The sequence below is a fragment of the Lysobacter silvisoli genome (assembly GCF_003382365.1).
Lineage (GTDB): Bacteria > Pseudomonadota > Gammaproteobacteria > Xanthomonadales > Xanthomonadaceae > Lysobacter > Lysobacter silvisoli.
Genome location: NZ_QTSU01000003.1, coordinates 291,245 through 316,135, shown reverse-complemented (window position 1 = coordinate 316,135; position 24,891 = coordinate 291,245). Strand labels below are relative to the sequence as shown.

Genomic DNA, 24,891 nt, shown 5'->3' with positions numbered 1-24,891 from the left:
TGCTTCCGTTGGGCGGCGCGGCGGTGTTAATGCGGTGTAAACGTTGCGCCGCTGCAACGCCTCCAGACATGCGTCGGGTGGCGTGAACACCGGCGGGGCACACTGAATGTGGATACGCGGCAGGCGGGCCCACTCACACCGCGTGCACGCGCCCACGGCGGGGGTGTTTTGCGCGCTGTTGCGTTTATGCAACGTCCGCCGCCATGCGAGGATGGCGGCCCGTTCCATGAATCCGCATCAGGCCGCATGAGCGACGACGCCCGCCACGATTTCATCGAGGTCTATCCGCAGGCGCTGGACCGCGCGACCTGCGCGGCCTTGCTGCAGCGCTTCGACGCCAGCGCCGAGACCGAACCCGGGCGCGTGGGCGGCGGGGTGATGCCCGAGCTCAAGGACAGCCGCGATCTGACCCTGAGCGGGCGCGAGGCCTGGCGCGATGTGGAGGCGCTGTTGAACAACGCGGTGTTCGCCGGGTTGCTGCGCTACTTGCGCCGTTACCCGCACACCCTGATCGCGCCGCTGATGCTGGAAGTGCCCGGCCCCGACGGCCAAGGCCGGCACCGGCTCACGGCCGAACGCGTGGCGGCGATGGACGACGCGACCCTGGCCGGCGTGGTGCAGGCGGTGCTGCGGCCGGGCGCGATCAATCTGCAGCGCTACACCGCCAACCGCGGTGGCTATCCGTACTGGCACTGCGAGCTGTTCCCGCGCGATGCGCACGCGGAAACGCTGCACCGGCACCTGTTGTGGACGATCTACCTCAACGACGGCTTCGAGGAAGGCGAGACCGAGTTCCTCTACCAGCAGCGCAAGATCGCGCCGCGCGCGGGCGATCTGCTGATCGCGCCGGCGGCGTTCACGCATACGCATCGCGGTAACCGGCCTAAGGGCGGCGACAAGTACATCGCGACCAGCTGGATCCTGTTTCAGCGCGCCGAGCGCCTGTACGGCGCCAAGTAGGGCCTCGGGGTAGGAGCGGCGTAAGCCGCGACCACGAATCCACAACCACGACGAACGCTGCGCCCACCCCTGTAGGAGCTGCGCAAGCTGCGACCGCGAATCCGCAGCTACGACGAAGCTCTCGGTCGGCGTCGGGTCTGCTCTGGCGCCTTGGGGTAGGAGCGGCGTGAGCCGCGGCCACGAATCCACAACCACGACGAACGCTGCGCCCACTCCTGTAGGAGCTGCGCAAGCTGCGACCGCGAATCCGCAGCTACGACGAAGCCCTCGGTCGGCGTCGGGTCTGCTCTGGCGCCTTGGGGTAGGAGCGGCGTGAGCCGCGATCAGCGCCGAACTCGCGAAGGTGTGTGGGTGTGCTTTTTTAGGAGCAACAGCAACAGCTTCCGTCCGCAAGCGGCCGGGTTACTTTCTTTTGATAAGCGTCAAAAGAAAGTAACCAAAGAAAAGCGCTTCGCCAGAGCTCCCGTGCGAGATCGGAGTAGGCGCGGGGATTTTTCGCTGGCACATCCCTGTGCCAGCGAAAAACGGCGCACATCCTGTGCGCCGCCCTCCGGGTCTTCTGTTGGGGCTGCGAGTTCGGTGCCCGAGCGAGGATCAAGAGCATTCGCGCTTCGCGCTCACCCCCTCACCCTAGCCCTCTCCCGCAAGCGGGAGAGGGGACTGATCCGGCGCCGCTTGTGCTTTAGCCCCTCTCCCGCTTGCGGGGTGAAGGGCAGCGCTTGCGAGCCATTGGCTCGCGCTGCACTGAACGCCCGACCACTAGCGGTCGGGCTGGGGCGTGGGTTGGGGTGAGGGCGCGCGGGGCAGCAAATCGCCGCGCAAGCTCCGCTCGCCGTCACGGCGTACGCGGATGATTCAACACCAGCCAATACAAACCCACCTGCTTCACCGCCCATACGAACTGCTCGAAGTCCACGGGCTTCTGGATGTAGCTGTTCACGCCCAGCGCGTAACTGGCTTCCACGTCGAAGGGCTCGGTGCTGGTGGTCAGCACCACCACCGGCAGGGTGCGGGTGGCTTCGTTGGCGCGGATGGCCTGTAGCACTTCGCGGCCGTCCACCTTGGGCAAGTTGAGGTCCAGCAGCACGATCGACGGCAGGTCGCCGGCATCGCGGTCGGCGTAACGGCCGCGCGCGAACAGGTAGTCCAGCGCCTCGGCGCCGTCGCCGACCACCACCAGCTTGTTGGCGACCTTGGCCTCCTCGAACGCGAGCCGCGTCAGCTCGACGTCGTCGGGGTTGTCTTCGACCAGCAGGATGACCTTATGCATGCGGTAGTTCCTCGCCTGCCGCGGCGGCGGGCAGTTCGATGATGAAAGTGCTGCCCACGTCGGTCTCGGAGCGGGCGCGGATCTGGCCGCGGTGGCGCTCGACGATGCGCTTGGCGATCGCCAGCCCCAGGCCATGGCCACCGCCCTGGTCCGGGCCGTGCAGGCGCTGGAAGGGTTCGAAGAGTTTGTGCGCGTAGCGCATGTCGAAGCCGCTGCCGTAGTCGCGCACGGTCACGCGCAGGCGGTCCTCGTCGCGTTCGCCCTCGATCTCGATGCGGATCGGGTCGCGCTCGCGCGAGAATTTCCAGGCGTTGCCCATGACCTGGCTGAGCATGAGCTTGAGCAGGCGTTCGTCGCCCTGCACCGCCAGGCCCGGCTGCACGCGGATGTCGGCGCGGCGGTGCGGGTCGGCGTCGAGCAGCTCGGCGCCGACCCAGTCGGCCAGCAGGCTCAGGTCCACCGGCGCTTCGCGCATGGCGGTGCGGGTGACGTGGGACAGGTCGTTGAGCGCGGCCAGCAGCGCGGTCATGCGCGCGGCGGCGGCGCGGATGCGGTCCAGGTAGTCGCGGTCGGTGTCGTCCAGGCGTTCGCTGGCGCGGTCGGCGAGCAACCCGGAGAAGCTCTCGATCGAACGCAGCGGCGCGCGCAGATCGTGGGCCACGGCGTCGGCGAACAGCTGCAGGTGGCGGTTGGACGCGTCCAGCGCCAGCGCGGCCTGATCGGCGTTGCGTGCCTGCGCTTCGGCGGCCATCTGCTCGGCAATGTCGCGCAGTTGCAGCACCAGGCAGCGCGGCGCGCCGTCGGCGCCGCGGATCAGGGCCACGTTGACGTGGGTCCACACCGCCTGGCCATCGCGGCGCACATAACGCTTGCGCGCTTCCAGCGAGGGAAACGCGCCATCGGCCAGGCCTTCGAGCAGGCTGCGCGAGGGTTCGACGTCGTCGGGGTGGGTGAATTCGGCGGCGCTGCGGCCGGCCATTTCCGCGTTGCTGTAGCCCAGCAGGCGCTCGAACGCGGGATTTACCTCGATCCAGCGCCCCTGCAGATCGGCCAGCGCCATGCCGATGGCGGAGGCTTGCATCGCCAAACGAAAGCGGTCGTCGCCCGTCTCCGGCGTTGCGGGGTCGATCATCGGGTACGGGCTCAAGAGCGTCACGGACGCGTGAGTTTAGCCGTTGCGGCCGTGACGGCGCAGTGCAGGTAGTCCCGGGCGGCCGGGGCGCCCTGCCCCGCTAGAACAATTCGCCCTGCGGCGACTGCGGGCGCGGCGGCACGAACTGGCTCACGTCCAGCGCCGGCAGGCGGCCGTAGCCGTGGCGGCGCCAGGCCTGGGCGAAGCGTTGCTGGATCAGCTGCGCGAACGGACCTTCGCCGCGCATGCGCGTGCCGTAGCGGCTGTCGTAGTCCTTGCCGCCGCGCATCTGCCGGATCAGGCTCATCACGTGCTCGGCGCGGTCGGGGTAGTGCAGCTGCAGCCACTCGCGCCAGAGCGTGGACAGCTCGTGCGGCAGGCGCAGCACTGCATAGCCGGCCGAGCGCGCGCCGTGCTCCTGCGCCGCGGCCAGAATGTGCTCCAGTTCACGGTCGTTGATCATCGGTATCACCGGCGCCACCATCACGCCGACCGGCACGCCGGCCTCGGCCAGCAGCTTCATCGCGCGCAGGCGCGCATGCGGCGCGGCGGCGCGCGGTTCCATCTTCGCCGCCAAGCGGTTGTCCAGCGTGGTCACCGAGAAGTACACGCTGACCAGGCGCCGTCGCGCCATCGCCGCCAGCAGGTCCACGTCGCGTTCGATCAATGCGTTCTTGGTGATCAGGCTTAGCGGGTGGCCGGTTTCGGCCAGCACTTCCAGGCAGGCGCGGGTGATGCGGTAGCGGCGTTCGATCGGCTGGTAGGCGTCGGTGTTGATGCCCAGCGCGATCGGCGTGCAGCGGTAGGACGGGCGCGCGAGTTCGGCGCGCAACCGTTCGGCCGCATTGGTCTTGGCGAACAACCGGGTTTCGAAATCCAGGCCCGGCGACAGGTCCAGGTAGGCGTGCGAGGGCCGGGCGAAGCAGTAGACGCAGCCGTGCTCGCAGCCACGATACGGATTGACCGAACTGGAGAAGCCCACGTCCGGCGAATCGTTGTGGCTGACGATGCTGCGCGCCTGTTCCTCGGTGACCTGGGTCTGCGGCCGCGGCGCCTCGGCCAGCGCCTCGTACACCGAGCCCCAGCCGTCGTCGCTGCCCTGGGCGACGGTGACCGCATAGCGGCCCGGGACCTGCGAGGCGGCGCCGCGGCCTTTGATCGGCGAGGTGGGTTTGCGTGCGTCTTCCATGGGCCGGTGGCGCGACGACACCGGACCGGCCGGGCCGCCGGCGCTGGGGATGCCGTCGTACGGCGCCGGAGGCCAGATTATTAGTATTACTACTAATTATCAAGCAGGTCCGGCGCCAGGGCGGAGGGTCAGAAGCGCCAGCTCAGTTCGCCGCGCAGGCCGTGATCGTCCAGCCCATCGCCGATCAGGCCCTGGTAGCCCACCCCCAGGGTGACGCGGTCGCCCAGCGGGCCGGCGATGCCGGCCTCCAGCACGGCCGCATCGCCCGCCAGCGGCACGCCCTGCACGGCGAAGTCCGGACTGCCGCTGGCATAGGCCATCACCGTGCGCGCCGCGCCGTCGCCGAAGGCGTGGCGCCAGCCCAGGCCGGCGCGGAAATGCAGTGGCGCATGTTGCGGCCCCAGGTGGGTGCCCAGGCGCAGGCCCAGGGTGGCGTAACCGGCCTCGGCGTCGCCGCTGCGTACACGCAGGGCCGCGTCGCCGCCGTGTTCGGCGTAGTCCTCGTTGCGCACGCGCACCCAGGCGGTGTTGAGGTAGGGCTCCAGCGTCAGCGCGCCGCGCTCGAACGCGTAGCCCGCCTCGGCGTAGACCTGGGCGGTGGACGCGTCGTAGCGCGCGCCCAGGCGGTCGGCGTAGTCGGGAAATTGCACGCGGCGGTCGCTGTCGACGTCGTGACGGCTGTAGGCCGCGCCGAAGCGCAGGCCGAAGCCGCCGTTGCGCCAGCCGGCGTATGCGCCCAGGTGATAGCTGTCGGCGTCCGCGCGCGCATGACGCTGCGGCGTGGACAGCTGGGTGCGGCCGGCGCCGCCACCCAGGCCCAGGCGCCAGCCGCCGTCGAGCTCGGTGTCCGCGCCCAACAGCACGCCGCCCAGGGAACGATCGACGCCACGCGCGTTGCCGTCGCCGTCGTAGCCGCCCCAGGACCCGTAGGCCTGCGCCCACAGCACCCGGCCTTCGCCGGCAGGATCGCGCAGGCGTGCGTTATAGGCATCGCGGACGAAACGGCTGTCGTCGAGCAGCGCGCTCTGCAGGCTGGCGTGGACTTCGCCGCTGAGCTGTTCGAACGCATCGCGCGCCTGCGCTTCGTCCAGGCCGAGCACGGTGTCGTACACCGCATGGCCCTCGCCCAGCGCTTCGGTAGCCGTGGCCGTGGCGATCTGGTTGGCGGTGGTGCCTACGTCCGGAAATGCGATCGCGCTACGCAGCACGTCCAGGTAGACATTCTTGGGATCGTAGCTCAGGGCCAGATTGATGAAAGGCGAGTTCTGGATCAGCGTGTGGAACTGGCCGGACACGCCGGCGACGGCGGTGAGGATGGTGTAGCGGGTGCCCGGGCGGTAGCGCTGGTTGGCCGCTTTTTCGACCTGCAGGGTACCGTCGAGCGTGGCCAGATAGCCCAGGTTCAACAGATCAGAACGGCCGCTGGCGTCGATGTCGACGATGTAGCGGCCTTCGGGCGCAAAACCCAGCCTGAGATCGACGGTCAACGTGCCGATCGATCCGGGGCCGCTGCCCGGCGCGACCGCGGCGCCCCCCGCCACGCTCAGATTGCCGACACGGCCGTTGCCGCCGATCACCGAGCCTGCGCCGCGCGCGAGTACACCGCTGGACACCGAGCCTTCGACCAGTACCGTGCCCTCCTCGATGCGCAGGTCGTCGTTGAAGAAGGAGGACGAATACGTGTTCCTGCCGCGCAGGATCAGCGTGCCCGCGCCACGTTTGACCACCCCGCCGCGGCCGACGATGCTGCCTGCGAAATCGCCGCTTTCGACCACGAAGCCCGCGCCGGCGATCGGCCGGCGATCGTTGAGCACGACCAGGCCGTCGCCGCGCAGGTTGGGAATGACCGGGCCGCCCGTGCCGATGGTGAGCTGCCCGCCGGCCTCGATGGTGACGGTGGAGTTAGCGCCGAAAATGCGGCTGAGCGGCGAATGGAAGAACGGCCCGGGCGTGGCGTACAGCGTGTCGGCGATGGCTTCGCCGCCCGAGCGCACCAGCAGGTCGCCGGTCACCACCACCGAACCCGCGCGGCGGAAATCGCCCACCGCGCCGCTGTGCACGGTCACGCTGCCGGTATAGGTGTTGTCCATGGCGGTCTGTCCGCCGAACTCGACGGTGCCGCCGACGATGTCCAGGCCGCCGTTGCCGCTGACCACGCCGTTGAACGCGATGCGGCCGTTACCGGCGTCGATGCTGCGCCGGCCGTCGCCCAGCGACACCGGCCCGGTGAAGGTGACTCCGCCCCCGTTGCCGCCCAGCGCGCGCACCTGGATGTTGCCGTCCAGGGCCAGCGCATTGTTCAAGCGGTAGTTCACGAAACCGCCGCTGACGTCGTAGTGCAGCGCCGTGCCGCCGGCCATGCGCACCAGGCCGCTGCCGAACGCGCTGCTCTGACCGTTGGCGCCGACCGCACCGCCGATGGCGACGGTGCCCTGCTGGATGGTGGTGCCGCCGGTGTAGCTGTTGGCGCCGGTGAGCGCCAGCGTGCCCGCATCGGCCTTGACCAGGCCGCCGCTGCCGGTCAGCGCGGTGGCGAGGGTGGCGGTGTAGCCACCGCCCACGCGGAACAGGCTCTGCGGATCGGCCAGACCGATGCTGCCGCCCTGCAGCCGGTAACCGTCGGCGTTGAAACTCATGCCGGCAACGTCGATGGCGCCCTGGCCGTTGTCCACGGCGACCGTGCCGCCCGCGCCCTGGAACACCGGTACGCCGGGCAGCGGCGAACGCGCGCCGTTGCTCGCGCCATCCGCGCCGGTCCAATTCGTGGACGTCGCCGACCAGGTGCCGCTGCCGCCATCGACCTGGCCGTTGCCGGCGTTGCCCGCGCCGTCGCCGTCCCAATGGCTGCGCTGCTGCGCCGCGGCATGGCCACCGGCGCTCAGCAGGGCCGCGCCCAGCAGCACGGCCAAGGCGCGCGGCCGGGGGCCGCCGCCGCGCTTGCCGCGCGCGCGCGCCAGGTCGCAGGTCACCACCCAGGTTCCGGTGGCTGAGTTCCACAGCACTCGGTAGCAGCGGTTCATCGGACGCATCCTTGTGTATCGGAGGAGCCATTATGGTCGCCCGACCGCGTCGCGCAGCGCGAGAAAGCGGCGCGGGTCCGTGCCGGCATGCGCCAGAGCGGTGCGGCTTTGCGATGCGCCGTTTGCGACTTAGGCTAGGCCCAACGCGCGCTGCGACCTGCGGCGGCGACCGCGAAGATCACGATGACCGACACTCTAGCCCAGGCCTGGGACGCGCTGACCGCGATCCCCCATCTGGGCCTGTACCTGACCCTGGGCTGGGCCGCCTATCTGATCGGCCTGGGCCTGTGGATCGTGCTGCAGAAGCGCGAACCGGTGGCCACGATCAGCTGGCTGGTCAGCCTGGCCGCCCTGCCCTACCTGGGGTTTTTCATCTACTACGTGTTCGGGCCGCAGCGCATCCACCGCCAGCGCCTGCGCCGGGTACGCGCACGCGCCGCGCTGCCGCCGCCGCCGCCCGGGCTGGCGCCCACGGCCGAGGCGATCGAGCTGGCGCGGCTGGGCCAGGCCACCACCGGGCTGCCGCCGACCACGGCCACGCGCGCCGACCTGCTGATCGACGGCGGCGCCAAGTACGCCGCCTTGCTGGAGGCGATCGCGCAGGCGCGCGAGCATGTGCACCTGGAGTACTACATCTACCAGCCCGACGGCTGCGGCAGCGCGCTGCGCGACGCGCTGGTCGAGCGCGCGCGCGCCGGCGTGCAGGTACGGCTGCTGCTGGACGCGGTGGGTTCGGGTTCGACCTCGCGGCGCTTCCTGCAGCCGCTGCTCGACGCCGGCGGCGAGGTCGCCTGGTTCCACCCGATGAAGCTGCGCTGGCTGTGGAAGCGGCCGTGGCTGAACCTGCGCACCCACCGCAAGATCGTGGTCATCGACGGCACCGTCGGCTTCACCGGCGGCATCAACATCACCGACGAGGAAGACGAGCGCATCCGCAAGGACGCCTACCGCGACCTGCACCTGCGCCTGGAAGGCGACATCGTGCGCGAGTTGCAGCTGGTGTTCGTGGAGGACTGGGCCTACGCCACCGGCCAGCCGCCGCTGAAGCTGGCGCACCCGGCGCCGCAGCCGGGCACGATCGCCTCGCAGGTGCTGGTGTCGGGGCCGGACTCGTCCTGGGAAGCGATCCATCGCGTGCACGTGGGCGCGATCCACGCCGCGCGCGAACGGGTGTGGCTGGTCACGCCCTACTTCGTGCCCGGCGAGGCCGCGCGCATGGCGCTGACCTCGGCCGCGCTGGGCGGGCTGGACGTGCGCCTGCTGGTGCCCAAGCGCAGCGACAGCCTGCTGGTGACCCTGGCCGCGCGCTCCTACTTCGACGAGCTGCTCGAGGCCGGGGTGAAGATCCACGAGTACGGCCCGCGCATGCTGCACACCAAGGCGCTGCTGTGCGACGACGATCTGGCCATCGTCGGCAGCGCCAACTTCGACCACCGCAGCTTCCGCCTGAATTTCGAGATCTCGGTGATCTTCCACGACCGCCCGCTGGCGGCCGAACTGGCCCAGCTGATCCAGGCCGAATGCAGTTACGCCCCGCGCGTACGCGCCGACCGGGCCCAGCCGCTGTGGCGCCAGCGCCTGCCCGAGGCGCTGGCGCGGCTGGTTTCGCCGCTGCTGTAGGCGCGGCCCGGAAACCGCGCAGCCGGTCACGGCGCTCGCGACGGGCGGTCGCCGCGGCGCCGCCGCCGGGGGCGCGCGGCCCGGCCGCCGCGCTACACTCGCGCCGAAAGCATCCCCCTAACCCGGAGCACCGCCGCGATGTACTGGCTGTTTCTGCTGCTGGCCCTGGCCGCGCTCGTGATCGCGTTCAAGACCTCCTCGACCCTGGTGCTGCTGATCTGCCTGCTGGCGTCGCTGGGTTGCTTCGTGGCCTGGGTGCTGGGCCTGCTGTCGGCGCGCATCGGCAGCCGCAGCCGCGACGAAGGCATGATGCTGGACCCGGCCGAACTGCGCCGCCTGCGCGAGCAGGCCGAAGCGCGCAAGCTGGCCGCCTCGCAGTCGGCCGACACCCAGCGCTGAGGCGCTAGCCGTGCGCACGGGCCGCTGGCGGCGGCCTGTTAAACTGCACGCATGACCGTACTGAGCGTCAACGTCAACAAGATCGCGGTGCTGCGCAACTCGCGCGGCGGCGCGGAACCCGATGTGCTGCGCGCCGCGCACGCGTGCCTGAAGGCCGGCGCGCACGGCATCACCGTGCATCCGCGCCCCGACGGCCGCCACATCCGCGACTACGACGTGCTCGCGCTGTCCGACCTCACGCGCGAGCGCGGCGTGGAGTTCAACATCGAAGGCAATCCCTTCGCGCCGCCGCGCGAGGGTTATCCGGGCCTGATCCAACTGTGCGTGAACACGCGGCCGGCGCAGGTCACCCTGGTGCCCGATGGCGATGGGCAGCTGACGTCGGATCACGGTTTCGATTTCGCCCGCGACGCGCAGGCACTGCGGCCGTTGGTGGCGCAGCTCAAGGCGCTGGGCTGTCGCGTGAGTCTGTTCGCCGATGCGGGTTCGGACAGTTTGGAACAGGCCGCGGCTATCGGTGCGGATCGCATCGAGCTCTACACCGGTCCTTACGCGGAGGCGCATGCCGCCGGTGACGCCGATGCGGCGTTGGCCTTGTTCGCGCAGGCCGCGCGTCGCGCGCAGGCTGTTGGTTTAGGTGTGAATGCAGGCCACGACCTAAGCCAGGACAACCTGACCGCGTTCCTGCGCGCGGTGCCGAACGTGTTGGAAGTGTCGATCGGCCATGCGCTGATCAGCGAGGCCCTGTACGACGGATTGGACGCCACGGTGAAGGCGTACTTGCGCTTGCTCTAGGCGCCGGTCCGCAGTCTTGGCTCCCGCGTATCCGTCATTCCGGCGGACGCCGGAACCCATGTTGCTTTTGCTTCGCTGCCTATCCGCTCAACCGCGAAGATCAAGATGGGTTCCGGCGTTCGCCGGAATGACGGTGAAACTTCGTTTCCAGGGTAGGTGCGGCAACTACCACCGCACCGGCGCGAGCACTCGAGAGCCGCGATGGTGCGTTGGCCTGCGGCTCACCACACCCTTAGCGGCTCCCGTGTCTTAGGGCTCACCCGCACGCTTGCGATCGCGGTAACGCCAGACCAGCATCGCTATCAGGCCGGAAACCACGAACAGCATCGGCACGATGAAATCGCGCGGACCCAGGCCGTCGCCTAGGTAAGCCTGCACCAGTTTGTTCGCAAACACGCCCAGCCCCAGCCATAGCAGCGAGCGGTAACGGTGCGACGGGTAGAGTTCGTTCAACGCCTGGCGTTTCGCCATAGCCGCACGCGTCGCCTCCGAAAGCGGTGCGATCGCTATGAGAGCGTCCAGGCCCACGTACGCCAAGGCCAGGATGGCAACCACGGCGATCAACTCGCGACCGTGCCACAAGGCGCTCAGTGCGAGATACAACACACCGGTCAGGGCCAGCGCGATCAGTACGCGCGCCACCGTCGTACGCGGCAGCGCCGCGATAAAACTACGACGGCTCAAATCGGGCGTTTCGGATTGCACGCGGACTCCTCCAAGACCTACAGACACGCCGCAATAGCAGTAAATACGGCTCGATAATGACGGTGAAACTTCAGCTCGAGGTAGGGTGCGGTGCCAACCGCACCGGCGCGCATGCATGGAGGCCGCGATGGTGCGGTTCGCTTGAGGCTCACCACACCCTACGACGCGCTAGCTTCAACTTGAGCAGGGTTCGGCTGCGAGCGAACACAGCTGTAGCACCGCGGCCACTGGGGTGCCCTCTTTCGGCTTGGTGCAACCGCGGAACCAGATGATCGCATGCTGTCCGGCACGCAACGCCTCCGGCTCGAAGCCGCCTCCGTAGACGGTGTACAACTCAGTGTCGAGAGCGATGTTCACTGGCCTGGGCACGCGATCGTCTGTCGTCTGGATAACGACCTGCTTTGGCGACGCGCTCAGGATCTTTCCCTTCAGCGAAGGCGGTGACGGATGATCTTCGCCGCCGTCGGGTAGTGGCAACACACAACTATGCGCGCTGGCTGCGCCGGAGAACATCAGCAAAACCAACATCAAAAAGCTGCAGCAGTCACTTCGCATGTGGCGTCTCCGGGCCGGGTCATGTCGGGCTTGCGTCGATGTGGGGATTCAATTTGCCGATACGGTTCGCGAGCGCCGTAATCGCAGCAAATGCAGCTCGATGCCCAGCGAATGCCAGCCGCTGAGCGGGCCCTTGCGGATACCGAAGCGCAGCCAGACTTGGCCGTCCTCGTCGATCTCGGCCACGGTCTTGTAGCTGCCGACGATGTGCTGGAACACGCGCAGCGATTGTTCGCGATAAGGCTGGGCCATGCCGGACAGGTCGGGCACGCCGATCACGCGCACGCTGTCGCCTGCGCGGATCGTCGATCCCTGGCAGTCCAGGAGTGAGTCGCTCATCACGTGCCTCGATATCGTGCGTTGCTCAAAGCCACTTCACTTCGCCGGCTCGGCGGGTGCCTGCGGCGACACCCGGTACTGGAACACCACGTAGGTCGTGCCGCTGCGGGAGTGATAGTCCTTGAGCGCGGCGGAGGCGTGGTAGAACGCGGTCAGGCGCGCGTCGTCGGCGTCGCTGGCGTCTTTGACTTTCATGTCGAACTCGGCGGGACGGTCCGGAGTGAGCGTGTAGCGCACCATCACCGAGTAGGCGCCGCTGCTGTCGGCCAGCGTCGCCGCGGCGGCCGATTTGACGCCCGCGTGCAGGCGCATCAGTTCGTCGGTCTCGACGTTGCGGCCGCAGCGGTCGTCGGGGCTGTGGTACTGGAAGTTCAACAGCTCGATGTTGGGCGCGGGCGTGCCTTGCGGCTTGGGCAGGTGGACGCCCATGGCTTCGCCGCAGAAGTGCTCTTCGAAGGTTTCGCCGGGCTTGTAGTGATCGTCGTGAGGCGGCACCGCGGGCTCCTGGGGCGCCGCCGCCGCGAGCGCGAACAGCAAAGCGAAGGTCGGGTTCATGGCGGCGGCGTCCTGGCCTGGGCTGGCGGCGGCGCCGCTGCTGGCCGAGAGCTTACGCCGCCACGCACGCAAGCGGTTGGTGCGCCTGAGGGCAGGTGCCGCATTGCGCCAGCGCGATCAGATGCGGCGGGGCGATCGCGCGACCACCCCGCCCTGCCCTCGCTGGCTTACTGGAGCGCGATGTTCTTCAGGCCCGACTCCTGCGCCGCGGCGACCGCGCGGGCAAAGCCCTGGTAGTCGGCGTCGGCGTTGGAATCGATCTGCAGGACCGTGCGCGGAGCGTCGCCGGCCAGGGTGTCCAAGGCGTCCTGCAGCGAACCGGCGGCGATCGCGCGCCCATCGAGCACGTAACTTCCGTCCATCTGTACCGACAGCTGCGAGCGTGGCGCCGGCTGCGGTTCGGCCTTGCTGGGACCGGGCAGCTTCAAGTTCAGGGTGCCGGTCATCGCCGGCGCGGCGACCATGAAGATCACCAGCAGCACCAGCATCACGTCCACCAAGGGGGTGATGTTCATTTCGGCGACGGGGCCGGCGTTGCGCCGGGAGGACTCGAAATACGCGGAGACGGCCATTGCACTACCCCCTGCTCGGTTGGTCCGGTTTCACGCTAAACCCGGAACGGGGCGGTTGGCAAGGGCGCAAAAAAAACGCCGCCCGGGGGCGGCGTTTTCACGACGGTAAGCGTCAAGCTATTGAATCGGTCACTCGTTCTGCACGAAGCCGATCTTTTCCATATTGGCGTTCTTGGCCTTCGCCAGCACCTTGGCGAGGATGCCGTAGTCGGCGTCGGAACTGACGTCGATTTCCAGCATCGGCTGATTGGACGGATCACGCTGCACTTCGACTTCCATCATGCTCTGGAGCGCCGTGATCGGTTGCGGCGTGTCGTTCCAGAAGATTTGACCGGAGGCGTCCACGCGCAGGCGCACGGGCTCCTTCGGCGGAGTCGGGGGCGGCGGCGTGGTCGTGCGCTGCGGCAGATTCACGTCGATCGGATAAGACATCACGGGCGCCGTCACCATGAAGATGATCAGCAGCACCAACATCACGTCCACCAGGGGCGTGACGTTGATGTCAGCCATCGGAGCGCCTGCGCCGGAGCCAGAACTGAATGCCATAAGTAGTCTCCGGTTGCCTTAGCGTTCTTTGATCGCGACGAAGCCGACCTTGCGCATGCCCTGGCCCTGTGCGATTTTCACCACGTCCTGGACGATGCGGTACTTGGTCGTCTTGTCGCCACGCACGTTGATCTGCGGTTGCGGCGTCTTCTGCGCCTCGATGGAGAGGCGGCTTTCGAGCAGGTCCTTGGTGATCGGTTCGTCGTTCCAGAACAGCGAACCGTCTTCCCGGACCGCCAGAGTGATCGGCGGGGTCGGGAGCGGAGTGTTGGGCTGCTTGTTGAGGCTAGCCTCGGGCAAGTCAACCTTGACCTTATGCGACATCAAAGGCGCCGTGATCATGAAGATGATCAGCAGCACCAGCATCACGTCCACGAGGGGCGTGACGTTGATTTCGGCCATAGGGCCGCCGCTTTCGCTGTTTGCACTGAAGGCCATGTCCGAACTCCAACTACTGCAAGAAAGTGAAGACGTCGTTCAAACGCGACTTAGCGCTTAGCGGCCAGTTCGCCGACGCGCGAACCGGTAGCGAAGAAGTCGTGCAGGTCGTGCGCAAAGGTGTCGAACTTGCTGTTCGTGACGCGGTTCAGGCGCACGAAGAAGTTGTAAGCCAGCACGGCCGGGATCGCGACGAACAGACCGATGGCGGTCATGATCAGCGCTTCGCCCACCGGACCGGCGACGGCGTCGATCGAGGCCTGGCCGGTGGCGCCGATGCGGATCAGGGCGTGGTAGATGCCCCACACGGTGCCGAGCAGACCGACGAACGGAGCGGTCGAGCCGACGGTGGCGAGCACGGTCAGGCCGCTTTCCAGACGCGAGCTCTCGCGGGTCACGGCCTGACGCAGGGCGCGGTCCACGAACTCGGAACGGTTCAGCGACTCGACCAGGCGCGAACCTTCGTGGCGCTGGTGGTGGGCGGCGGCCTGGGCGGCGTCGAGCGCGATCTTGGAGAACGGCTCGCTACGACCCTGCTCTTCCATGTAGCGGATGGCGTCCTGCGCGTTCGGGGTTTCCCAGAACGTGCTGACGACGCGGTCCGAACTGGCGCGCAGGCGCACGTTCTTCACGAAGTTGACGACGATCCAGTAGACCGACAGGACCGACATCACAGCCAGGGTGATGAACACGACCCAGCCGACGATGTCGAAGTTGGTCAACAGATGCGCAAAGCTCATCTGCTGAAGGGCTTCGGCGTTGGAGCCCCCGGCAGTAGCAGCGGTGGTGGTTTCCTGCAGCATGACGCTTACCTTTGAATGTCGTGGATAAGGAAAGAGGTATTACGTGGTGCGGACTATCGAGCCGTGACCCCGATCAGGTCGGCGGCTTGAAATCGACCGGAACGCGAACCTTGCTGGGCACGCCCACGCCGTTGCGCATTTCCGGATTGAACTTCCACTTCCGTGCGGCATCCATGGCGGCGCGGTCGAGGTTGCGGTTACGGCTGGACTTCTCGACGGCCACGTCCTGTACGTTGCCTTCGCCGTCGATGGTGATGATCAGCACCACCGTACCGCCGATGCCCTGACGCGCCTCGGTCGGCGGGTACTTGGGCGGATTCAGACGGCGCGACGACGGGTCGACGCTGGAGCTGATCGTCGTGGCCGGCGGTTCCGGCGACGGCGACGGCGGCTCGACCTGGGTATCGACCGGGCTGGGTTCGTCGAACACCACCGGCGGCTCTTCCGGCGGCGGCGGCAGCGGGGTGGGCTGCGGCGCGGCCAGCTGGCGGATCTGCTGCGGCGGCGGCGGTTCCGGCGGCGGCGGCGGCGGCGGGGGAGGCGGCGGCGGCGGCTTGATGAGGTTCACCACCGTGACCTGCTCTTCCGCCTTTTCGGTCGGAGGAGGCGTCATGGGTGCCAGCAGCAAGAGCAGCGCCGCGACATGCACGGCGATCGCGGAGGAGATACCGGCGATGCGCGCCCAGTTCAGCCCTTCGCGGTCGTCATCTTTCTTAGCGTGGAGTTCGAGGTCTTGCGTCATGCCGTCAGCTCGGGAAGTGTTTCCGGACGCAAGGGCGCCGCGGGCCGTCGTTCGGTTCCTGCAACCGTTTCCAGTCGCGGGAACCTCCTAGCATATACCAAACTGCGCCCCTGGTTCCAAGGCCGCAGCTTGCATTTCGAGCGCCGTTACTTGCCCGGCAGCGCGAGAATCTTCTTGGCGTCGTCGGGCTTTTTAACGCCCTTGGCGATCGCCTGCTTGGCGGCTTCCTTAGCCTCGGGGATGCGGTCTTCCTGCCACAAGACACGGGCGAGATTGAGGTAGGTCTCACCATCGGGTGCGAGCGGCGCCGCCTTCTTGTAAGCGTCGATCGCGGGATTGATCTGGTCGGAGAAGTAGTAGGACTGGGCCAGGGCCAGGTAGGCCTGGAAGTCCGGCTTCAACACGCCCTTGGCCAGGCCGTCGTTGATGACCTCGGCGGCCTTCTTCTCCTGGCCGTCGATATTGAGGTAGGTGGAGTACAGCTGGCGGTAATCCTTGTCCTCGCCCAGCTGGTTGGCCGAACGCAGCTTTTCCATGACCGCGGCCGCCTTGTCGTACTGGTCGGCCTGCAGGTACACGGCGACCAGGTTCATCTGGGCGCGCTTGTCGCTGGGATTCTTGGAGGCGACGGCCTCGGCCATCTTGATCGCTTCGCCGCCCTGGCCGGACTCGGCGTAGGCGGCCATCAGCAGCTGCTGCCAGTCGGTCTTGGGCTCGGGCGAGGCGTCGATGGCCTGCTTGATGATCGGCGCGGCTTCCTTGTAGCGCTCCAGGCGGTACAGGGCGTTGCCCTTGACGATCAGGTGCTCGGGCTTGGTGCTCTTGGTTTCGCCCAGGAACCGGTCCATGGTGGCCAGGGACTCGGCGTACTGGTCTTCCTGCAGCTGCAGCTGGGCCATCATGAACATGGCGCCGTAGTGGCCGTTGTTGTCCAGGCCGTCGAATTCCAGCGCCTTCTTCAGGTAGGCCACGGCGGCGGCGGAGTCGTCGGCGTCGTAGGCCAGCTGGGCGGCGATCTGCGCGGCGAAGGCGTGGTCGTAGGCGTTGGCGGCCGGGTTGGCGATGATCTCGTCGGCGACGGCGCGCGCTTCGGCGCCCTTATCGTCGTCGTAGAAGTCCATCATCTTCTTCAGCTTCGGCGTGACCTTGGCCGAGGCCTTGGCGTCGGGCGACTTGCGCGTGGCGTTGGGGTAGTCGTTCTTGGAGGCGGTGCTGGAGGAGGACTTCTTGTCCTCGCCCTTCTGGGCGTGACGCTGGCGACGCTCTTCGGCCCGGTCCATCGCCGACTGCGCATGGACCTGGGCGACGGTGCCCAGCGCGAGCACGGCGCCGATGGCGGCCGTCAGCACGGTGCGGTGGCGAAAGCTGAGCTTGATCATGGTCACCTCGGTCGGGGCCGCGCTAGCGGTCGGGACGATGGCCGCTAGGGGCCGGGGGGCCGTCACGCTAACAGAAACGCGGGGCGGCGCGATACGGGGTTTGGCTGCGGTTAATGCTTCTCGTTCATCCACACTTGGGCGTACGGCCGGCGGCCCGGGCCTGCTGGTAGGCCGGCATCAGCCCACCGGCGCGAGCGCGCAGTTCCTGGATGCGCGACTGCGGGTCCGGGTGGGTGGACAGCCATTGCGGCGGACGGCTGCCGCTGCTGCTGGCGGCGATCATGTTCTGCCACAGATTGACCGCTTGCTGCGGATCGAAACCGGCCTGCGCCATGAGTTGCTGGCCGACCACGTCGGCTTCGGTTTCCTGGGTACGCGAGCCGGGCAGCAGGAACAGGCCCTGCACCGCGGCGCCGCCGAACTGGTTGGTGGCGTTGGCCGCGCCTTCGCCGTAGCGCGAACCCAGCAGCGCGCCGGCGATGCTCAAGCCGGTCTGCGCGGTGATCTGGCGGGTGATGCGCTCGTCGTGGTGGCGCGAGACCACGTGGCCGATTTCGTGCGCGATCACCGCGGCCAGCTGGTCCTGGTTCTTGGCCACGGTGAAGATGCCGGTGTTCACGCCGACCTTGCCGCCGGGCAGGGCGAAGGCGTTGGGCGAACTGTCGACGAACACGGCCACGTCCCATTGCGCCTGCCAGCCGGCGGGCAGCTGCCGGGTCACGCTGTCGACCACGCAGCGCACATAGCCGTTCTGACGCGCGTCGGCGCTGAGCTTGCCCTTGGACTTGGCGTCGACGAAGGCCTGCGCGCCCATCTGGTTGAGCTGTTCCTGCGACACCGCACCCACGCTCTGGCGACGCCCGGTGGGCGAGGTGGTGGTGGCGCAGGCGACCAGGGCCAGGGCCGTGGCCAGACCGAGCAGGAGCGGTTTCACGTTGCGGTTTCCCCAGGACTATGAACGCGTTTTAGCCTTGTTCGGATTAATGTTTCGTCAAACACGGCAAAGTCCGGACCGGACCGTTCAGCCTTGCCACTGCAGCAATGCGCAGGCCAGCAGGTTGTTGGTGCCATGGGCCAGCACCGCCGCCCACAGGCTGCCGGTGCGGCGGTAAACCCAGGCGAAGGCCGCGCCGATGGCGGCGTAGGTCAGCCACAGCAGGACGATGGCGCCGGGGCCGTTCTGGCTGATGCCGGGAAGCTCGTGGAGCAGGGCGAAGGCCAGGCTGCTGAAGGCGATGCCCAGCCAGGGCAGGCCGGCGGCCCAGTAGCGGCCGAACAGCACGCGCCGGAACAGCAGTTCCTCGTAGGCCGGCGCCAGGGCGACGGCGAACAGCAGGGTGAGCAGGGGATGGCTGCGCAGCGCGGCCTGGATCATTTCGACGTTGGTCGGCACCGGTTCGGCGCCGAGCGCGCGGCCCAGTTCGCTCAGCGCCGCGCTGAGGCCGAAGGTGGCCAGGCCGGTGCCCAGCGCCCAGCCCCAGGTGGCGGGGCGGCGCAGCGCCTGCCAGGCGGCGGCGCGCTGTTCGCGGTTGGCGCGGCGGCGCAACAGGTAGACCGCGACGGCGGCGCCGCCCATGGCCAGCAGCGAGACCAGGATCTGCGCCAGCGGGCCGGGCTGGCCGATGGCGGCGGCGACGCGTTCGGGCGCCAGACCGGGCTGGCGCATGGCCACGTCCAGGCCGCGCCAGAAGCTCCACGCCAGCATGCCGGCCAGGCTCAGCGCCAGCATCAGCGCCGCGGCCAGGATCAGGTCCAGCAGCGAGTGCGCGACCACGGCCGCGGTGCGCGGCCGCGGCAAGGGCGCAGGTGCGACGGCGGGGTCCAGGGCCGACACGGCGCCGCGCTCAGACGTCGAGGTTGGCGACCTTGAGCGCGTTCTCTTCGATGAAGTCGCGGCGCGGTTCGACCACGTCGCCCATCAGGGTGGAGAAGATCTGGTCAGCGGCCACGGCGTCCTCGATGCGCACCTGCAGCAGGCGGCGGGTTTCGGGATTGACCGTGGTGTCCCACAGCTGCTCGGGGTTCATTTCGCCCAGGCCCTTGAAGCGCTGGATCAAACGGCCCTTCTTGGCTTCGTCGAGCAGCCAGGTCTGCGCCTGGGCGAAGCTCTCCACCGGCTGGGCGCGGTTGCCGCGCACGATCTGCGCGCCTTCGCGGACCAGGCCGTGCAGCAGCGAGGCGGCCTCGCGCAGGGCGCGCAGTTCGCCGCCTTCGAACGCCGACAGCGGCAGCACCTGGGTCAGTTCCTGGCCCATGTGCGTGCGCGTGACCAGCAGCGCGGCCTGGCGCGCCTCGGTGGCCGGGTGCAGGCGCAGCGCGTAGCGCGGCTTGCCCAGGCCGCCGCGGTTGAGGCGGCGTTCCAGTTCGTCCAGCTCGGCGCGCTCGTCCACGTTGGCCAGCAGGTGCGCGGTGTCCAGCGGGGTGAAGTCGATCAGCGCTTCCAGCACCGCCGGGTCGTAGCGGTGGGCGTTGCGGGCGATGGTTTCGCGCGCGCGGGCGTAGGCCAGCAGCAGCTCCTCCAGCCCGGTGCCGCTGATCGGCGGCTCGCCGTTGGCGGGAATCAGCGCCGCGCCTTCGACCGCGTTGCCGGCCAGGTAGGCGTCCAGCGCCGCGTCGTCCTTGAGGTAGATCTCGTTCTTGCCCTGCTTGATCTTGTACAGCGGCGGCAGGCCGATGTAGATGTGGCCGCGCTCGATCAGCTCCGGCATCTGCCGGTAGAAGAAGGTCAGCAGCAGGGTGCGGATGTGCGAGCCGTCGACGTCGGCGTCGGTCATCAGGATGATGCGGTGGTAGCGCAGCTTGTCCGGGTTGTACTCGTCCTTGCCGATGCCGGTGCCCAGCGCGGTGATCAGGGTGCCGACTTCGGCGCTGCCGAGCATGCGGTCGAAGCGCGCGCGCTCGACGTTGAGGATCTTGCCCTTGAGCGGCAGGATCGCCTGGGTCTTGCGGTTGCGGCCCTGCTTGGCCGAGCCGCCTGCGGAGTCGCCCTCGACGATGAACAGTTCCGACAGCGCCGGGTCTTTTTCCTGGCAGTCGGCGAGCTTGCCGGGCAGGCCGGCGATGTCCAGCGCGCCCTTGCGCCGGGTCAGGTCGCGGGCCTTGCGCGCGGCTTCGCGCGCGCGCGCGGCGTCGACGATCTTGCTGGCGATCGCGCGGGCCTCGTTCGGGTTTTCCTGCAGGAATTCCTCGAGCTTGGCGGCGAACACCGCATCCACCACCGCGCGCACCGGCTCGGTGACCAGCTTTTCCTTGGTCTGCGAGGAGAAGCCCGGATCGGGCACCTTGACCGACAGCACCGCGATCATGCCTTCGCGCATGTCGTCGCCGGACAGCGCGACCTTGGCCTGCTTGGCGATGCCGCTCTGCTCGATGTAGCGCGTGAGCGTGCGGGTCAGCGCGGCGCGGAAACCGGTGAGGTGGGTGCCGCCGTCCTTCTGCGGGATGTTGTTGGTGAAGCAGTACATCGTTTCCTGATAGGAATCGCTCCACTGCACCGCGCAGTCGACGACGATGTCGTCCTGCTCGCCGGAAATCGAGATCACGTTGGGGTGCAGCGGGGTCTTCAGCTGGGCCAGGTGCTCGACGAAGCTGCGGATGCCGCCTTCGTATTCGAAGATGTCGCGCTTGCCGTCCGGGCGCTCGTCGATCAGTTCGATGCGCACGCCGGAGTTGAGGAAGCTCAGTTCGCGCAGGCGCCGCGCCAGGATGTCGTAATGGAATTCGACGTTGTCGTTGAACGCCACCGCCGACGGCCAGAAGCGCACCTCGGTGCCGCGCTTGTCGGAGGCCTCGAGCTGCTTGAGCGGATAGACCGGCTCGCCGTGACGGTATTCCTGCTGGAAGTGGTGGCCGTCGCGCCAGATGTCGAGCAGGAGTTTTTCCGACAGCGCGTTGACCACGCTCACGCCGACGCCGTGCAGGCCGCCGGACACCTTGTAGCTGTTGTCGTCGAACTTGCCGCCGGCGTGCAGCACCGTCATCACCACCTCGGCGGCGGAGACGTCGCGGCCCTGCTTTTCGCTTTCCTTGGAGTGGCGACCGACCGGAATGCCGCGGCCGTTGTCCCACACCGACACCGAACCGTCGTCGTGGATGATCACCCGCACCGCATCGGCATGGCCGGCCAGCGCTTCATCGACGCCGTTGTCGACCACCTCGAACACCATGTGATGCAGACCGGAACCGTCGTTGACGTTGCCGATGTACATGCCCGGGCGCTTGCGGACGGCTTCCAGGCCCTCCAGCGCGGTGATGCTGTTGGCATCGTAGTTCTGGGCGGGGGTCTGGCCGGGGGACGAGTCGTTGTTTTCGGACATGCGCTGTAGGCCGCCGCGGGCCGGCCGCGGGGGCCGGTGGACGCGACACATTAGCTGTTAGGGACTGAGGCCGATTATACCTCGCCCGGGCGCCCCCCGCCGGGGCGCCGTTGGCCGGCGCTCAGAACCGCGCCGGAGCCGCGCTGCGCTGCGGTTCCCGGGCCAGGCCCCGGGGTGGTGCCGGCTCGGGCGTGCGATAGCCCTGCAGGGCCGGGGAAGAGGTCTCCAGCGCGGTCGCCGGGGCCCGGGCCGCGGGCACCGCGGCCGGGCTGCGGCCGGCCGGGGCGTCGAGGCGGCCCTGGACCGCGAGCAGGCTGTCCTGGTCGCGACTGTGGATCACCCGGTCGATGCGCCCGAGCTTGCCGCCGGGCGGGGGCTGGCTGGGTGGCCACGCTGGCGGCGGCCTGGACCAGTTCGCGGCCGCTGAGGGTGCCGGGCGAGATGTTGGGCGATTGCTTCGGGCCGGCCAGGGCCTGGCTGTAGAACCCGGGCCGGGGTGGCCGGCGTCATTGAACCGGGGCGCGGGCGGCTTGGACGTGGGCGCGATCGGCACAGCGCGGTGCTCGCGCCGGGCGTCGTAGTTCATCGGAGCGCCGGTGGCCAGCGGGGCCTGCAGCAGCGCGGCCACGGTGACCTCGCCCGGCGCCACCGGCGGCGGCTTGGAATATTTGATGCTGTCGACCAGGCCGTTGTCGCCGTAAGCGTACCTGGCGCCGACCAGATATCGCAGCGCTGGCTGCGACACGGCGGCATTCGGTTGCGGCAGGGTGGCACCGGATGTTCCACGTGGAACATTTAGCCGGCGCGCAACTCGCCTTGTTCCACGTGGAACCTGGTGATGTCGGCGTCCAGGCCGGCCAGGGCGGGCGGCGCCTCGGTGCCGGTGATGAAGACCTGGGCACCGCTGGCGATCAGGCGTTCCAGCACCCGGCGCTGGTGCTGGCGGTCCAGTTCGGAGGCCAGATCGTCCAGGGCGATCACCGGCCATTCGCCGCGGGCCTGGGCGTGGTGCTCGGCCTGGCCGAGCAAGGCGGCCAGGGCGGTGAGTTTGGCCTGGCCGCGCGACAGGGCCTCGCGCCCGGGCAGGGCGCCGTAGCGGATGCGCCAATCGGCCCGGTGCGGGCCCACCGAGGTGTAGCCCGCGAGCTGGTCGCGGTCGCGGGCCAGGAGCAGGGCATCGGCCAGGGGCAGTTCGTCGCGGCGCCAGCCGGGCTGGTATTCGAGCTGGGTGCCGCCCAGGGCGGGGGCCAGGTCGTCGGCCAGCGCGGCGAAGGTAGGCTGCAGATCTTCCAGGTAATGCTGGCGGCGGCGGCTCAGGGGTTCGCCGGCCTCGGCCAGCTCCCGATCCCAGGCATCGAGCTGACCGTCGCGCGCCCTGGCCTTGAGCAGGGCGTTGCGCTGCTTCAGGGCCCGGGTGTAGCGGCGCCACAAGCCCATGAAATCCGGTTCCACGTGGAACAGGCCCCAATCCAGGTAACGGCGGCGGGCTTCGGCGCCCCCGGTGATCAGGGCATGGCTGCCCGGTTCGAAGCTGACCACGGCCAGTGCCGCGCACAGCTCGCCCAGCTGGGCCACGGGCCCGCCATCCAGCCGGCCGGTCCATTCCTGGCCGCTATGGCGCAGCCCGGCCTTGCGGCTGCGGCCCGGGCCTTCGGCCACGCGGGTGCCGGCGGGACGCTCTTGCCATTCGACGAAGACCTCCAGCGCGGCGTCGCCGGCCCGGACCAGCCCGTCCCGGACCCGGCCGCGGAAGCTGCGGCCGTAGGCCATCAGATGCAGGGCCTCGAGCAGGCTGGTCTTGCCCGCGCCGTTGTCGCCGGTGATCAGGTTGATCCCGGGCGCAGGCGACAGGCTGACATCGGCGAAACGGCGCAGGCCGCGCGCGTCCAGGCGGGTTACGTGCATGGGGGAATAATGGCAGGAGGGTGGGGGAGGGGGATAGGACGGGAGTTACGGCTTCCCCCCTTTGTTGAGGGGGATTGAGGGGGATTTGCTTTTGGGGCCAATTGCGCTGTGCAGCCAGCCAAAAGCAAATCCTCCCCAGCCCGCCCAGCCGGCAAGCACAGCTTGCCGGCGTTCGTTCGTGCGCGAACCTGCGGTTCGCAAGCGCACGCCCTCGCCCTTTTTCAAAGGAGGGAGCAGAGCAAAGGCGGGGTCTAAAAGCCTTCAAAACGAAACGCCCGGCAAGCCGGGCGTTCGTGTTCCACGTGAAACCGCCGCCGCTCAAAGCCGCAACGGCATCACCACGTGGCGGCACTTCTGGTTCGCCGCCTCGCGCACCAGGGCCGAGGAGTTGGCGTCGCGCAGGGCCAGGATCACATGCTCGTCGCGCAACGCGGTCAGGGCGTCCAGCAGGTAGTTCACGTTGAAACCCACGGCCAGGTCGTCGACCTTGGTGTCGGCCTCGACCTCTTCCTGCGCCTCTTCCTGTTCCGGATTGTGCGCACTGATCTTCAGCTGGCCCGGCGACACCTCGATGCGCACGCCGCGGTACTTCTCGTTCGACAGGATCGCCGCGCGCTGCAGGGCCGCACGCAGAATCTCGCGTTCGATCCGCACTTCGCGGTCGGCGCCGATCGGAATCACCGCTTCGTAATCGGGGAAGCGCCCGTCGATGAGCTTGCTGGTGAAGGTCACATCGTCGCGCTTGACCCGGATGTGGCCGCGGCCCATCTCGATCTCGATCTCGCGGTCGCCGCCTTCCAGCAGGCGCTGTAGTTCCTGCACGCCCTTGCGCGGCACGATGATCTGGCGCTTGGTCTGGCCGCCGCCTTCGTAGGCGGTCTCGCACAGGGCCAGGCGGTGGCCGTCGGTGGCCACGCAGCGCAGGCTGCTTTCGCGCAGGTCGAACAGCAGGCCATTGAGGTAGTAGCGCACGTCCTGCTGCGCCATCGCGAACGCGGTGCGTTCGATCAGCTCCTTCAAGGACGCTTCCGGAATGCGCACGCGCTCGGTGGCTTCGACCTCGTCGATGGACGGGAAGTCGTTGGCCGGCAGGCTGGCCAGGGTGAAGCGCGAACGCCCCGCCTGCACGGTGATCTTCTCGGCCGTCTGGGTCACGGTGACCTTGCTGCCGTCGGGGAGGGCGCGAACGATCTCGAACAGCTTGCGCGCCGGAATGGTGGTTTCGCCGTCCTTGCCGTCCTCGACCAGGATGCGCGAGACCATTTCCACTTCCAGGTCGGTACCGGTCAGCGACAGCTGCCCGTCCCGGACCTGCACCAGCAGGTTGGCCAGCACCGGCAAGGTCTGCCGGCGTTCGACCACGTTGACGACTTGCGCCAACGGCTTGAGAAACACTTCTCGTTGCAGGCTGAAACGCATGCGGACCCCTTAGCCCCTAATCGGTTCGGGCGGCAACGCCCAATACAAAAGAGTGGAATAAATCAAAAGCCTAGTGGCGGTGGTAGCGCCGAAAAGCCGGGAAAACACTACTAACGCTTTGATTCGTAAAGATTTATTGCCAGAGCAAACCCCGGTAGAACCGCCCCGGGAGCTGCGGTAGAAGCTGTGGATAAGTTTCGCGGCCGGGTGCCGGAGCGAATCTGTCCACAGC

General features: G+C 68.4%; 24 protein-coding genes. 4 read left to right on the top strand and 20 right to left on the bottom strand.

Translation table 11 applies throughout. From position 1 onward, the window contains the following. Positions 1-246 precede the first annotated feature (246 nt). The gene (locus tag DX914_RS16470; RefSeq protein ID WP_115860750.1) at positions 247-960 is read left to right on the top strand and encodes a 2OG-Fe(II) oxygenase; all 714 of its coding nucleotides are present in this window, start codon (positions 247-249) and stop codon (positions 958-960) included. An 835-nt stretch (positions 961-1,795) separates the two neighbouring features. Here DX914_RS16470 and DX914_RS16465 read toward each other — a convergent pair. From DX914_RS16465 to DX914_RS16450, 4 genes are all read right to left on the bottom strand, one after another. Further along, positions 1,796-2,230: a response regulator gene (locus DX914_RS16465; protein ID WP_115860748.1), complete on the bottom strand. Its 435-nt coding sequence runs from the start codon at positions 2,228-2,230 to the stop codon at positions 1,796-1,798. Further along, positions 2,223-3,362 (bottom strand): sensor histidine kinase, encoded by a 1,140-nt coding sequence (locus DX914_RS16460; RefSeq protein WP_115860746.1) that lies wholly within the window; start codon positions 3,360-3,362, stop codon positions 2,223-2,225. Before DX914_RS16460 ends, DX914_RS16465 begins: the two co-directional genes overlap by 8 nt. 100 nt (positions 3,363-3,462) lie before the next feature. Then, positions 3,463-4,551 carry a PA0069 family radical SAM protein gene (locus DX914_RS16455; protein WP_115860744.1) on the bottom strand — a complete coding sequence of 363 codons (1,089 nt, stop codon included), beginning with the start codon at positions 4,549-4,551 and terminating at the stop codon, positions 3,463-3,465. A gap of 128 nt (positions 4,552-4,679) precedes the next feature. Next, the gene (locus DX914_RS16450) at positions 4,680-7,571 is read right to left on the bottom strand and encodes an autotransporter domain-containing protein (protein ID WP_158549368.1); all 2,892 of its coding nucleotides are present in this window, start codon (positions 7,569-7,571) and stop codon (positions 4,680-4,682) included. A 183-nt stretch (positions 7,572-7,754) separates the two neighbouring features. On the opposite strand from DX914_RS16450, the gene cls reads away from it, so the two are divergent. From cls to DX914_RS16435, 3 genes are all read left to right on the top strand, one after another. Further along, entirely contained in the window at positions 7,755-9,191 is a 1,437-nt protein-coding gene (gene cls / locus DX914_RS16445) for a cardiolipin synthase (RefSeq protein ID WP_115860740.1), read from the top strand. A gap of 138 nt (positions 9,192-9,329) precedes the next feature. Next, positions 9,330-9,590: a hypothetical protein gene (locus DX914_RS16440; protein ID WP_115860738.1), complete on the top strand. Its 261-nt coding sequence runs from the start codon at positions 9,330-9,332 to the stop codon at positions 9,588-9,590. 51 nt (positions 9,591-9,641) lie between these two features. Next, complete coding sequence (locus DX914_RS16435) at positions 9,642-10,385, top strand: pyridoxine 5'-phosphate synthase (protein ID WP_115860736.1); 744 nt, start codon at positions 9,642-9,644, stop codon at positions 10,383-10,385. 249 nt (positions 10,386-10,634) lie between these two features. On the opposite strand, the gene DX914_RS16430 is transcribed toward DX914_RS16435, so the two are convergent. The 16 genes from DX914_RS16430 to dnaN form a co-directional block, all read right to left on the bottom strand. Next, positions 10,635-11,090 carry a hypothetical protein gene (locus tag DX914_RS16430; RefSeq protein WP_147300710.1) on the bottom strand — a complete coding sequence of 152 codons (456 nt, stop codon included), beginning with the start codon at positions 11,088-11,090 and terminating at the stop codon, positions 10,635-10,637. A gap of 174 nt (positions 11,091-11,264) precedes the next feature. Beyond that, positions 11,265-11,618: a hypothetical protein gene (locus tag DX914_RS20105; protein WP_158549366.1), complete on the bottom strand. Its 354-nt coding sequence runs from the start codon at positions 11,616-11,618 to the stop codon at positions 11,265-11,267. A gap of 75 nt (positions 11,619-11,693) precedes the next feature. Then, positions 11,694-11,984, bottom strand: a complete 291-nt coding sequence (locus DX914_RS16425; protein WP_115860732.1) for a hypothetical protein — start codon at positions 11,982-11,984, stop codon at positions 11,694-11,696. Between the two features lie 36 nt (positions 11,985-12,020). Further along, the gene (locus DX914_RS16420) at positions 12,021-12,539 is read right to left on the bottom strand and encodes a hypothetical protein (RefSeq protein ID WP_115860730.1); all 519 of its coding nucleotides are present in this window, start codon (positions 12,537-12,539) and stop codon (positions 12,021-12,023) included. A 167-nt stretch (positions 12,540-12,706) separates the two neighbouring features. After that, positions 12,707-13,111: an ExbD/TolR family protein gene (locus DX914_RS16415; protein ID WP_115860728.1), complete on the bottom strand. Its 405-nt coding sequence runs from the start codon at positions 13,109-13,111 to the stop codon at positions 12,707-12,709. A gap of 129 nt (positions 13,112-13,240) precedes the next feature. After that, positions 13,241-13,657, bottom strand: a complete 417-nt coding sequence (locus tag DX914_RS16410) for an ExbD/TolR family protein (protein WP_115860726.1) — start codon at positions 13,655-13,657, stop codon at positions 13,241-13,243. An 18-nt stretch (positions 13,658-13,675) separates the two neighbouring features. After that, a complete protein-coding gene (locus DX914_RS16405; protein WP_115860724.1) occupies positions 13,676-14,095 on the bottom strand; it encodes an ExbD/TolR family protein in 420 nt (139 codons plus the stop codon). 50 nt (positions 14,096-14,145) lie between these two features. Continuing rightward, positions 14,146-14,898: a MotA/TolQ/ExbB proton channel family protein gene (locus DX914_RS16400; protein ID WP_115860722.1), complete on the bottom strand. Its 753-nt coding sequence runs from the start codon at positions 14,896-14,898 to the stop codon at positions 14,146-14,148. Positions 14,899-14,971: 73 nt separating this feature from the next. Continuing rightward, complete coding sequence (locus DX914_RS16395; RefSeq protein WP_115860720.1) at positions 14,972-15,640, bottom strand: energy transducer TonB; 669 nt, start codon at positions 15,638-15,640, stop codon at positions 14,972-14,974. A gap of 146 nt (positions 15,641-15,786) precedes the next feature. Then, entirely contained in the window at positions 15,787-17,016 is a 1,230-nt protein-coding gene (locus tag DX914_RS16390) for a tetratricopeptide repeat protein (protein WP_425480702.1), read from the bottom strand. Between the two features lie 127 nt (positions 17,017-17,143). Then, on the bottom strand, positions 17,144-17,953 hold the full coding sequence (locus DX914_RS16385; RefSeq protein WP_231118307.1) for a M48 family metallopeptidase: 810 nt from the start codon (positions 17,951-17,953) through the stop codon (positions 17,144-17,146). Positions 17,954-18,040: 87 nt separating this feature from the next. Next, positions 18,041-18,853: a CPBP family intramembrane glutamic endopeptidase gene (locus DX914_RS16380; RefSeq protein WP_115860718.1), complete on the bottom strand. Its 813-nt coding sequence runs from the start codon at positions 18,851-18,853 to the stop codon at positions 18,041-18,043. A 10-nt stretch (positions 18,854-18,863) separates the two neighbouring features. Next, a complete protein-coding gene (gene gyrB / locus DX914_RS16375; protein ID WP_115860716.1) occupies positions 18,864-21,335 on the bottom strand; it encodes a DNA topoisomerase (ATP-hydrolyzing) subunit B in 2,472 nt (823 codons plus the stop codon). 121 nt (positions 21,336-21,456) lie between these two features. Beyond that, positions 21,457-22,080 (bottom strand): XVIPCD domain-containing protein, encoded by a 624-nt coding sequence (locus DX914_RS20100; protein ID WP_147300708.1) that lies wholly within the window; start codon positions 22,078-22,080, stop codon positions 21,457-21,459. 50 nt (positions 22,081-22,130) lie between these two features. Continuing rightward, complete coding sequence (gene recF / locus DX914_RS16365) at positions 22,131-23,240, bottom strand: DNA replication/repair protein RecF (protein ID WP_115860712.1); 1,110 nt, start codon at positions 23,238-23,240, stop codon at positions 22,131-22,133. Between the two features lie 318 nt (positions 23,241-23,558). Next, on the bottom strand, positions 23,559-24,659 hold the full coding sequence (gene dnaN / locus DX914_RS16360; protein ID WP_115860710.1) for a DNA polymerase III subunit beta: 1,101 nt from the start codon (positions 24,657-24,659) through the stop codon (positions 23,559-23,561). Positions 24,660-24,891: the final 232 nt, after the last annotated feature.

Excerpts from the sequence above, each read along its gene's own strand:
- DX914_RS16425 (WP_115860732.1), bottom strand. The coding sequence starts at position 11,984 with ATGAGCGACTCACTCCTGGACTGCCAGGGATCGACGATCCGCGCAGGC.
- DX914_RS16435 (WP_115860736.1), top strand. The coding sequence starts at position 9,642 with ATGACCGTACTGAGCGTCAACGTCAACAAGATCGCGGTGCTGCGCAAC.
- DX914_RS16470 (WP_115860750.1), top strand. The coding sequence starts at position 247 with ATGAGCGACGACGCCCGCCACGATTTCATCGAGGTCTATCCGCAGGCG.
- DX914_RS16395 (WP_115860720.1), bottom strand. The coding sequence starts at position 15,640 with ATGACGCAAGACCTCGAACTCCACGCTAAGAAAGATGACGACCGCGAA.
- DX914_RS16405 (WP_115860724.1), bottom strand. The coding sequence starts at position 14,095 with ATGGCCTTCAGTGCAAACAGCGAAAGCGGCGGCCCTATGGCCGAAATC.
- DX914_RS16460 (WP_115860746.1), bottom strand. The coding sequence starts at position 3,362 with ATGATCGACCCCGCAACGCCGGAGACGGGCGACGACCGCTTTCGTTTG.
- gyrB (WP_115860716.1), bottom strand. The coding sequence starts at position 21,335 with ATGTCCGAAAACAACGACTCGTCCCCCGGCCAGACCCCCGCCCAGAAC.
- DX914_RS16415 (WP_115860728.1), bottom strand. The coding sequence starts at position 13,111 with ATGGCCGTCTCCGCGTATTTCGAGTCCTCCCGGCGCAACGCCGGCCCC.
- DX914_RS20105 (WP_158549366.1), bottom strand. The coding sequence starts at position 11,618 with ATGTTGGTTTTGCTGATGTTCTCCGGCGCAGCCAGCGCGCATAGTTGT.
- DX914_RS16465 (WP_115860748.1), bottom strand. The coding sequence starts at position 2,230 with ATGCATAAGGTCATCCTGCTGGTCGAAGACAACCCCGACGACGTCGAG.
- DX914_RS16455 (WP_115860744.1), bottom strand. The coding sequence starts at position 4,551 with ATGGAAGACGCACGCAAACCCACCTCGCCGATCAAAGGCCGCGGCGCC.
- DX914_RS16450 (WP_158549368.1), bottom strand. The coding sequence starts at position 7,571 with ATGAACCGCTGCTACCGAGTGCTGTGGAACTCAGCCACCGGAACCTGG.
- dnaN (WP_115860710.1), bottom strand. The coding sequence starts at position 24,659 with ATGCGTTTCAGCCTGCAACGAGAAGTGTTTCTCAAGCCGTTGGCGCAA.
- cls (WP_115860740.1), top strand. The coding sequence starts at position 7,755 with ATGACCGACACTCTAGCCCAGGCCTGGGACGCGCTGACCGCGATCCCC.
- DX914_RS16420 (WP_115860730.1), bottom strand. The coding sequence starts at position 12,539 with ATGAACCCGACCTTCGCTTTGCTGTTCGCGCTCGCGGCGGCGGCGCCC.
- recF (WP_115860712.1), bottom strand. The coding sequence starts at position 23,240 with ATGCACGTAACCCGCCTGGACGCGCGCGGCCTGCGCCGTTTCGCCGAT.
- DX914_RS16410 (WP_115860726.1), bottom strand. The coding sequence starts at position 13,657 with ATGGCATTCAGTTCTGGCTCCGGCGCAGGCGCTCCGATGGCTGACATC.
- DX914_RS16400 (WP_115860722.1), bottom strand. The coding sequence starts at position 14,898 with ATGCTGCAGGAAACCACCACCGCTGCTACTGCCGGGGGCTCCAACGCC.
- DX914_RS16440 (WP_115860738.1), top strand. The coding sequence starts at position 9,330 with ATGTACTGGCTGTTTCTGCTGCTGGCCCTGGCCGCGCTCGTGATCGCG.